The organism is Legionella sp., assembly GCF_047605385.1.
Lineage (GTDB): Bacteria > Pseudomonadota > Gammaproteobacteria > Legionellales > Legionellaceae > Legionella.
This window is the reverse complement of sequence record NZ_JASGFU010000083.1, coordinates 1-9,879: the sequence shown is the minus strand read 5'-3', so window position 1 is coordinate 9,879 and position 9,879 is coordinate 1. Positions and strand designations below refer to the sequence as shown.

Here is a 9,879-nt window from a genome sequence, read left to right as displayed (position 1 = left end):
CATTTTTTTGAGTATCATAGGCTCCTAAGCTATTAGAAGATAGCTGTTTTAAAAGCTCATCACACTGTGCTTTTTCAAATTGGAGAATTTTCAATAGCTTAGCATTCAGGTCTTTCTTTATACTCTGAAGGTCTTCAATGCAATTAGATTGATAAATTTTTGTTTTTTGTACGTCAATAAACTGAGCTTTTAAGACATCCTCCTCCTCACTTATTGGAATTGGATAGGAAGATATTTCTCTTAAAAGAATACGACATTGTATTTTCTCCAATTCCAGCAATGATTGTTTTACGGAAATTCGATAATTAGGATTAGGTTGCACCATTACTTCAATTAATTGTTTTAATTCTTTTCCTTCTTCATTATTAAATACAGGACTACTAAAATCATAAGTACTCGCATTATCTCTCTTCTTTAAATACGAATGATTACATCCTGATAAATATTGATATAAATTTTTTCCCAGCATAAAAGAATGTATTTTATCTGCGGAAAATGAGCTCGATCCAGCAAACTCTGGTGGGTTCATAAATTTTGTAGAAAGAAAATGAAACCATATTTCTTCGTTTTTACTCTTATCAATATGATCATCACTATCAACGGGGACAAAAGACTTTGTATCAGCTAACCGTACCATACCACTGGATTCAATTAACCAATTAGTATTTTTCATATCAGGAAATGCGCATTGATCATTGCTAATTCCCATTAAAATAGTTGCCATTTGATGATATATATTGAGGGCAGATTTTATTCGTTCAGAATAATTAGTAAGGTATGTTTTACTATGAGCCTCAAGATCACCACCACTACAAAATTCGGTTATTAATAAAGTTCGTGTAATCTGTGTACCATTTACGACGCAGGAGGCTTGTCGAGCAGAAAGTACTGGGGTAAATATCTCTCTTAAGGAATGTACTCTCAGATGTTCCTCTGCCCATTTAGGCATCCCCATTCGATTCTCAATTTTTAAAACAAAGGGTGAGCTTCCATCGTTTGGTATAATTTTAAAATTTTTTGAATTACTTCCACCTAAAAACTGTATCCCATTATTATTTAGAAAATGTTGATATTCGACAAAACCAGGCTCGGACGCACTATACAATTTTTTGAGTTCATTTACATTAAACATCGCACCTGCGGACAAAATTTCAAGTAATTTATTTGCTTTTTCCGGCATCATGTCGGCGAGGATAACCGGTAAAGCATAAGGAGAATGAGGAGCGATGGGGAGTGATGGATTAAGAGTTGATATGTTATACATTGAGTGAATCCCATGCTTTTTAAATTCACTTTGAAGTTGGATAAACAAATTATTCTGAATTTCATTTTGATAAGCATTATATTTACTAATATTACGATCACTATGTTTATTTTCGATTTGTTGTTTAAAACAGTACACTTTTTTAAGCGCGTTAATTTGCTCCATTGGATCTATAGTTTTATTATAGTGATCAATTAAAATATTGAGTTTTTCAATATCATTATTAATTTCTATAATAAACTTCTCTGTGGATGGCCCTGCAATTTGTTTTACAAAATGAAAATTAGGCATAGTTTAGATAACCATAAAATAGTCAGTACAATTCTAAAACAATTACTTGACAATTAATAGACACTTTTAAAAATATTGTACTAATTGAATTATAAATAATCATTTCATAAGATCAATTCAAGTTGTAATAGGCAAGAATCAGAAACTGGTGTAACATCATTTCTAAGTCTAATAAGTTAGAAAAATCATGCGATTAAATTTAATAAGCCTCAGTTTAGCGGGAAGTCTGGCATTAGCAGGTTGTGTATGCAAAGGAACCAATCCTGAAGATCCTTATGAATCATTTAACCGTAAAGTGTATAAATTTAACTCCACTTTTGATAGGATTTTTCTGAAACCACCAGCACGAGTCTATCGAGCAGTACTTCCTCCTTTTGTTCGTAAAGGCGTCAATAATTTTTATAATAACCTGGACTTAGTACCTACGGTGGGTAATGACTTGTTGCAAGCTGAAGGTAAATGGGCTATTCGTGATACCTGGCGTTTGATCATCAACTCGTCATTAGGAGTCGGCGGTATATTTGATGTGGCACAGACTTTTGGTTTACCACCTCATTCCAATGACTTAGGACTCACCTTAGCCAAATGGGGTGATAAAAAATCGCCTTATCTTGTGCTGCCTTTTTTAGGCCCAAGTACAATTAGAGACGGTGCAGGCTGGTTATTTCAATTTGCATTGTACAGTCCTTATGTATACATCAATGATGATGCAGTTGTCTATGGTCTATTGGCCTTACGCTATGTAGATTTACGAGCACAAATGTTTGATGCAGAGCGTCTGATGGATGAAGCCTTAGACAAATATGCCTTTATGCGCGATGCTTATTTACAACATCGTAATTATCTAATCTCAGGCCAAGAGCAGGATAATGGCTCTTTATACGTAGATGATGAAAACGCTGATAACAAAGTTGCTGCAGAGATTGGCAGTGATTATGTTGATGAGTGATAAGACTCCATCAGTGATCGTAAAAAATCACCTGCGATATCTATGCCTGTTTCTGCCGTAATCTCTCTAAGACAGGTTGGACTTGTTACATTAATTTCAGTTAAATAATCACCAATAACGTCAATCCCTACAAAATAAAGTCCTTTCGCTTTTAATGTTGGCCCAATTTGCTCGCAAATCCAACGATCACGCTCGCTAATTGCGACGACCTTTCCATGCGCTCCTGCTGCTAAATTACCACGTAATTCACCTTTGGTAGGAATACGCGCTAAAGCATAAGGTACTGGCTCGCCATTAATAACCAAAATCCGTTTATCTCCAGCAGTAACTATTTCCGGTATGTAATGTTGGGCGATGATCGTCTGAGTTTCATGCTGAGTCAATACTTCTAAAATCACCGATAAATTTCTACCTTGCTCGTCTACATGAAATACCGAACTACCTCCCATACCTTCTGCAGGTTTAAAAATTACATTCTGATGGTGTTCCCAAAATGCTCTAAGTCTTTTTATGTCGCGAGAAACTAGAGTTGTTGGACAACATTGAGGGAAATTTAAGGTGAAAAATTTTTCATTAGCATCACGTAAGCTTTGCGGTTTATTAGCGACTAACACACCTTCACGCTCAGCACACTCTAAAAGATAGGTAGTATAAATATATTCCGTATTAAATGGTGGATCTTTGCGCATTAGAATAATGTCAAAATCAGCCAGTAGCCTATCTCCTAAATCTTTGGTTTCTGCCCAGGTCACACTATGCTCATCACCAATTTTTAGTTCATGCATCCGGGCAGAAAGATGCTTCCTACTATAAAATAAGTCATTCTGAGTAAAATACACGCAATACCAACCCATTTCCTGGGCACGCTTAATCATCGCAATTGTGGTGTCTTTGTAAGGTTTTAAGTAATCCAAAGGATCACTCAATACAGCAAGTTTCATCATTCGCCTCCAATTGCGGCAATTTCCCTTGCAGCAGCTAAAGCAGCTAAACGGGCAATAACCCCATAGACATAAAAACGATTCGGAGAATCAACAACCTCTAACTCATCACAAGGCATATTACAAGCCTCGGCAAAAGCTAAAGGTTCAAAATGCATTCCTGGAGCATTTAAGTTTTCATCAATACCTCGCTCTTGATGTACTCGATAAAAACCACCTACTACAAATTGACCAATCATATAGACAACTGGTTCAGCAACTGCACCATTAGGCATGGTTTCAAAAGTATAAACCCCTTCCTGGATAATCACTCGCTCTACTTTCTGGCTGCCTTTACTGGTTGCCATTTTGGTACGTTGTTTGCGATTTAATTGCCGTACTTCATCTGCATCATGCACCATCATCACACTCATGCCATAAGTCCCATTATCGGCTTTAATGACGACAAAAGGATTTTCTTTAATTCCATAAGTGGCATATTTATCTTGAGTTAATTTCAATATCTTATCAACTTCATGAGCCAAGCGGTCGATTCCCTCTTGAGCCATAAAATCAATACCATCAATCGCACTGAAATAAGGGTTAATTAGCCATGCATCTAACCCTACAACATCGGAAAATTCTTTGGCAATTTCGTCAAAAAATCCGAAATGGTTAGATTTTAAACGTGATGCCCATCCTAATTTAGCCGTAGGTCTAATCTTTTGCTGTAATCCTTCTAATATTTCGGGAATTCCTTGGGACAAATCATTATTTAGCATTAAAAAACAGGGATTGAAATCAACCAGACCAATACGATCGCCTTGTCTTTGAATGGGCTCCAGCAATAAAGTTTCCCCGTTTTCAAGCTCAATTTCTATTGGCTCTTTAAGATTAGGATCCAAGCTACCAATACGTACGACAAAACCTGCCTTCGTAAAAATCGTGCGCAATACTGAAAGGCTTTGCATGTAGAATTTATTACGCGTATGATTTTCAGGCAATAATAAAATACGAGTACAATAAGGTACATAATCGACAAGCACTGATTGAGCCGCCTGAATGCATAGAGGTAAAAACTCTGGATTTAAATTATTAAATCCAGCAGGAAATAAATTTGTATCTACCGGAGCTAACTTAAAACCAGCCTGACGTAAATCCACCGAAGAAGTTAACGGCGGCGGTGTTTTTTTCCATTGCTGTCTAAACCAGGTTTCTATAGCGGCAACCTGATTTAATAAAACTTTTTCAACATGATAAATAGGGCCAGAATTAGCCGTTGTTAAATGAGGAACCGGGACATCAGAAGCGTTCATGTCATCTCTCGAAATATTTTATATGCCCTGATGTTACCGGGGATAAGAAAGAAATAAAAGATCTTGATCATTTTCTGTTATTATAGTGCGAAACGATTAAAGGAACTGTATTCATGATAAATGAGTTAGCTCAACAATTTGCAACACAAATCCAAACGTTTTTTTATCTTATCATGTTAATTAATGGCATTTTGCATTTAGTTTTTGCAGGTGCCGTGGCACGTGATGGCGGTGCGATGAATCGTATAGGACAAAAAACTGTGCTTGTATCAGCACCTACCTGGGCATTTGCTACCTTAATTGGAGGAATATTCACTGCAACAATTTATTGGCTGCTACACCATTCAACATTCACAAGACCAACGATAAGAGAAGTACGTTATGATAAACCCTAGTATTAAAACTATTGATGTTCATGAATTAAAAAATAGAATGGAACAAGACGCAACACTGTGTCTTATTGATATTCGTGAACACGATGAGTGGCAAAATGCACGTATTCCTAAAGCCATTCATATACCTAAGGATCTCATTTTGTCTGCCATAACCTCACACATACCGGATAAGACCAAGCCTATTTATTTACATTGTAAAGGTGGTATTCGCTCTTTATATGCAGCTCAGTGTTTGATTGATTTAGGTTATCAAGAAGTATTTTCCGTTGATGGCGGAATTATGGAATGGGCTACATTTGGTTATCCCATAGAAATGTAATCGATATTTTTACTTTTTCGGAATTCGATTGTGCGTTGAGCTAAGTAAGAGCCCAACGTGCCTCTATGCTAATTAACAAAGTGTTGCAATGGGATGGCTTACATGAGGCTCATCCTTATCCTTTGAATTATCACTTTTCTCTTCAGATTTACTCAACAAGGAATCAGCAATTCCTTGGGCAAAAATTCCATTAGAAGCGACTGACGCAGAACTTTTAAGATGACGAGTTAATTCAGATGACTGTTTTATACTATAATGCACTATTTTAGTATTTAAAGTACTAATAAATTTATCCAGATTAAACTTCTCAATTCTGCTTTCAGAAAAAGGATGCACTACAGCGCCTTTATCAGCAGTGGTTTTGTAGCGACGCACTTGCTCCATTACAAAATCTTTTATAGTGCTACACATTAAAGACATATCATCATTATCAGGAGCATTGTATTGATCAATATCTAAAGCAAAACCAAGTGATGTATATAAAGTACTACTATTTAATGTGGTAACACGAGAAACAATCTTGTTATAAAGTGATTTTTCTGGATCACGATCATCCTCAATCATAGTACGTGTATAACAAGTTGCGGCATTAAGTATTAATTCTTTTTCTGCAAGCTTTTTCTCAGAAGCATCAATAAGTCTCAGGCAAGTTAGCAGAAAACCAATCTCTGTCCTTCGTTCGTCAGGAACCTTACTGTAATAATCTTCGAGTTTCATTGGTTGTTTTTGCTCATCCTCAGTGAGCAAATAAGCACATCCATATTGTTTAATAATAGTTGGGCCATCACATTTATAGCGATTAGCAAAAGATCGGATTGCATTAATAATCCGTTCTCTTAGAACTTCATATGCAATCAGTTGAAATATCATTTGTTCCTCCTTAAACTTCATAAACAGGATTAGAAATTACTTACATTCAAGAAATTTTAAACTAATTAATAATGTGCGTCATGAGTTTTCGTTTCACGTATCATTTAATTTTTAATCTGCAAAAATAAAATTTTTTCTGGTTGATCTTAATGTTGATATTAAGTTAAGTTACTCCTTGCTTGTACTTATGGAGATGTTGTATTCATGAAAAAATATGTTTATTCTAGTTTATTAGCACTTTTTTGCTTCAGTGCTGATGCAAATACGGATCAACCCAAACTCGTTGTACAAATAGTTATTGATCAATTACGCGGCGATTTAATCCAACAACATCAGCAGCAATTTGGTAAAGCGGGATTTAATTACCTGCTTAGTCATGCTATAAACTATCGTAATACTCATCATCCTCATGCCAATACTACCACCTGTGCAGGACACGCAACCATTGCTACTGGAAGTTATCCAGCAATGCACGGGATAGTGAATAACGATTGGTATGATAGAAAATCAAAACAAATGATCTATTGCATGGAAGATAAAAAAGTCTCTACAGTACCAACCCAACACACAAAAATACCTACCCCTGGGCGCTCTCCACGTAATTTATATGCATCAACTCTAAGCGATGAAGTGGTCTTGGCAAAAAAAGGACGCTCTTTTGGCGTTTCCCTAAAAGACCGCTCAGCAATTGCCCTGGCAGGACACGCTGGTAAAGCTTTTTGGTTTGATACCACAAATGGTGGTTTTGTAACCAGCACGTATTATTATAAAAAATATCCTCTTTGGGTACAAAAATGGAATAAAATTTATCGATCACCTGATTATGATTGGAATCTTAGTCGCCCAAAGACAGAATATCAAAATGCGCATTCTCCCGTATTTACCCAAGTTGATCAAGCATTTGGCCAAAACTTCCCGCACCACGTGCAACATGGCGAAAATTTAGATTATTTTAAAGCGTTGTCAAGAACACCAAAAGCTGACCAATTAACTGCCAATTTTGCAGAAAAACTAATTGTTGCAGAACATTTAGGCAGCACTGCACAGAAAACTGACTATTTAGGAATTAGTTTTTCCGGGGTAGATGCTATTGGTCATCAATTCGGGCCTAACAGTTTGGAAGCAGAAGATAATTTATTAATACTTGATAAAACTCTAGCTCACTTATTAGCCGTTATTGATAAACAAGTTGGGCTTGATAATACGTTGATTGTATTAAGTGCAGATCATGGTGTCAATGATGGGCCAGCCTATCTTAAAGCACATCAGATTGTAGAAATCAAACCGATAAATATCGGTGAGTTAGAAAAATTCATTCACACTGCTTTGCAAAAACGTTTTGAACTTCCCGAACAAGCATTGCTGGCAGTCACTCCTCCCTATATTTATCTTAATCATAAGCTAATTCATCAGAATAAATTACATCTATCGGAGGTGAGCAATTATTTGGCTCAAGCGTTAACCTTGAAGCCAGGAATATTTAAAGCATTTTCCTTACCAATAAAACAGATGGAGAACGATTGGCTTAGCAATAAGGTGAACAGGATGTACTATCCAAATCGTGCTGGCGATATCTACATTGTACAACCACCAAATCAATCCAATGGAGCAAAAAATATATCGCGAGTGACCCACGGTAGCCCATGGAGCTATGACAGTTATGTACCCCTGTTGTTTGTGCACCCAAGTTTTAAAGCACAAAATATCACTCGTCGTGTATATACTACTAACATAGCCTCAACTTTAGCAGCCTTGCTAATGATTAAAGAACCTTCCGCCTCAGTCGGCCACCCTTTAAAGGAAGTAATCAACGCTGCCGAGCATTTATCGAGTTAATCAATAAGTCCTTGCTTGTAAGCAAGGACTTATTCGCCGACAAATTCGTTCCAGACATGCTATAAAGATTGAATTTAACGCAAAAAACCTTTACCATTTTGCGAAAATTTGAGCGGTACGAAGTTATGAATAAAGAAGCAATAATCATTGGAATTTCCGGCCCATCTGCATCAGGAAAAAGTCTTTTTGCCAATACCATAGTTAATGAATTAGGATCAGAACAAGTAGTTGTTATTTCTGAAGACGCCTATTATAAAGACAATGGACATTTACCCTTCACAGAACGAGAGAAAATAAACTACGATCATCCAGATTCCTTTGATCATGCCTTACTTTGTGAACATTTACGTTTACTTCGTGAAGGAAAAAGTGTTGAAATACCCATTTATTCACACTCTAAGCATGAACGTCTTGCTGAAACCAGAACTGTTGGTAAGCATGCGATTATCATTCTCGAAGGCATTTTGCTCTTTAGCGATAAAGAATTACGCGACATCATGGACATTCGGATATTTATGTCCACACCTTTGGATGTATGCCTAACTCGTCGTTTAAAAAGAGATGTTGTAGAGCGCCACCGTACCTTTGAGTCTGTAGTGCATCAATATGAAACTACAGTACGTCCTATGTACTTACAGTTTATCGAACCATCAAGTCGCTATGCCGACATTATTGTTCCTCGTGGCGGTGAAAATAGAATTGCGATTGAAATGATTCAAGCCAAGATGCGTGAATTATTAGCATCACACACATAATAATATAAGGAGAGAACTGTGGGTTTTTTAGCTGGTAAAAAAGCGCTTATTATTGGTTTAGCAAGCAACCGTTCGATTGCTTACGGTATTGCCAAAGCCTTCCATGAGCAAGGCGCACAATTAGCATTTACCTATCAAAATGAGCGTTTGAAAGACCGCGTTGAATCAATGGCTGCAGAGTTTAATTCAAAGCTGACATTTCCTTGCGATGTAGCTTTGGATGAAGAAATAAATGCTCTGTTTGCCAATTTAGCAAAGCATTGGAGCAAATTTGATATTTTAATTCATTCAGTTGCTTATGCTCCAGCAGATCAAATTAGTGGTGATTTTGTTACTTCTTGCACCCGCGAAGGTTTTAAAATTGCACATGATATTAGTGCCTATAGTTTGATTGGTTTAGCACAGGCTGCTTTACCGATGATGGAAGAAACTGAAGGTTCTATTTTAACTCTGAGTTATTATGGTGCTGAAAAAGCGGTTCCTAACTATAATGTTATGGGTGTTGCTAAAGCCAGCCTGGAAGCTTCCGTACGTTATTTGGCTTCAAGTTTGGGTAGTCGTAGCATACGCGTTAATGCCATTTCTGCAGGGCCAATTAAAACCTTGGCAGCGGCAGGTATTAAAGATTTTCGCAAGATTCAAACAGCTTATGCCAATAGTACACCATTGCAGAGAAATGTTACTATTGAAGAGGTGGGGAATACCGCAGCGTTTTTATGCTCTAATTTAGCATCAGGGATTACTGGAGAAGTGGTGCATGTGGATGCAGGGTATCATGCTGTTTCTACTATAAGTGAACTAACCTAGAGTGGAACTCACCCTCTCTGACCCTTACTGCCAGTAAGTTTCCCGCGAAAGCGGGAACTTCCAATTTATATCTCAAAACAAATCCCAAAAGACTACTTATTGAGCAATGAGCAATGAGCAATGAGCAATGAGCAATGAGCAATGAGCAATGAGCAAT

General features: G+C 37.0%; 10 protein-coding genes. 6 read left to right on the top strand and 4 right to left on the bottom strand.

The annotated features are described in order from the left end of the window. Positions 1-1,555, bottom strand: a 1,555-nt coding sequence (locus QM652_RS12905; RefSeq protein WP_415076449.1) for a protein kinase domain-containing protein, incomplete at its 3' end; no start/stop codon positions are given. Between the two features lie 187 nt (positions 1,556-1,742). On the opposite strand from QM652_RS12905, the gene QM652_RS12900 reads away from it, so the two are divergent. After that, a complete protein-coding gene (locus QM652_RS12900; protein ID WP_415076443.1) occupies positions 1,743-2,504 on the top strand; it encodes a VacJ family lipoprotein in 762 nt (253 codons plus the stop codon). On the opposite strand, the gene gshB is transcribed toward QM652_RS12900, so the two are convergent. Continuing rightward, entirely contained in the window at positions 2,489-3,445 is a 957-nt protein-coding gene (gene gshB / locus QM652_RS12895) for a glutathione synthase (protein WP_415076447.1), read from the bottom strand. The two genes, QM652_RS12900 and gshB, sit on opposite strands and share 16 nt — an antisense overlap. Beyond that, positions 3,445-4,740 carry a glutamate--cysteine ligase gene (gene gshA, locus QM652_RS12890; protein ID WP_415076441.1) on the bottom strand — a complete coding sequence of 432 codons (1,296 nt, stop codon included), beginning with the start codon at positions 4,738-4,740 and terminating at the stop codon, positions 3,445-3,447. Before gshA ends, gshB begins: the two co-directional genes overlap by 1 nt. A 113-nt stretch (positions 4,741-4,853) precedes the next feature. On the opposite strand from gshA, the gene QM652_RS12885 reads away from it, so the two are divergent. After that, a complete protein-coding gene (locus tag QM652_RS12885; RefSeq protein ID WP_415076439.1) occupies positions 4,854-5,135 on the top strand; it encodes a hypothetical protein in 282 nt (93 codons plus the stop codon). Then, entirely contained in the window at positions 5,122-5,454 is a 333-nt protein-coding gene (locus tag QM652_RS12880; RefSeq protein ID WP_415076437.1) for a rhodanese-like domain-containing protein, read from the top strand. The genes QM652_RS12885 and QM652_RS12880 overlap by 14 nt, the downstream gene beginning before the upstream one ends. A gap of 72 nt (positions 5,455-5,526) precedes the next feature. On the opposite strand, the gene QM652_RS12875 is transcribed toward QM652_RS12880, so the two are convergent. After that, positions 5,527-6,324, bottom strand: coding sequence for a hypothetical protein (locus QM652_RS12875; protein ID WP_415076435.1), 798 nt, complete (start codon positions 6,322-6,324; stop codon positions 5,527-5,529). A 204-nt stretch (positions 6,325-6,528) separates the two neighbouring features. Here QM652_RS12875 and QM652_RS12870 point away from each other — a divergent pair, with 204 nt between their 5' ends. The 3 genes from QM652_RS12870 to QM652_RS12860 all read left to right on the top strand — a co-directional run bounded on the left by QM652_RS12870 (position 6,529) and on the right by QM652_RS12860 (position 9,722). Further along, positions 6,529-8,160 carry an alkaline phosphatase family protein gene (locus tag QM652_RS12870; protein ID WP_415076433.1) on the top strand — a complete coding sequence of 544 codons (1,632 nt, stop codon included), beginning with the start codon at positions 6,529-6,531 and terminating at the stop codon, positions 8,158-8,160. 125 nt (positions 8,161-8,285) lie between these two features. Beyond that, positions 8,286-8,915: a uridine kinase gene (gene udk / locus QM652_RS12865; RefSeq protein WP_415076431.1), complete on the top strand. Its 630-nt coding sequence runs from the start codon at positions 8,286-8,288 to the stop codon at positions 8,913-8,915. An 18-nt stretch (positions 8,916-8,933) separates the two neighbouring features. Then, positions 8,934-9,722 (top strand): enoyl-ACP reductase, encoded by a 789-nt coding sequence (locus tag QM652_RS12860; protein ID WP_415076429.1) that lies wholly within the window; start codon positions 8,934-8,936, stop codon positions 9,720-9,722. Positions 9,723-9,879 lie beyond the last annotated feature (157 nt).